Genomic DNA, 310 nt, shown 5'->3' on the forward strand with positions numbered 1-310 from the left:
CGCGAGGCTTTCGAGGCCGCGTGGTCCGAGCTGCGGCTCACCATCCCAGACACCGCCTTCGCCGAATGGCGCCAAGATCGCGACTGGCGGGCCGAGGTTGCGGCCAAGCGGGCGCGGGGCGAGAAGCTCGACAGCGAGATCCGGAGCACACTGATGCGCTGCGTCTGCGGCACCACGTTCGACAGCTGGAAAACGGCGGAGAGCTACCCTCACCGCGCACACATCACCGCCGCGGCGGCCAATGGGACACGACGATGAAGCACACCGCAGAACGACCCTATGCAGACCCGGATGCGGCCGCGCGCAAGCT

The 310-nt window shown here is 68.4% G+C and carries 1 pseudogene; it reads left to right on the forward strand.

Annotation, left to right across the window (positions count from 1 at the left end):
- Nucleotides 1–258: pseudogene (locus tag AC0L3X_RS47525) on the forward strand (hypothetical protein); the annotation flags it as partial.
- Between the last annotated feature and the right edge of the window lie 52 nt (nt 259–310).

Source organism: Bradyrhizobium sp. MI1.7 (assembly GCF_055811795.1).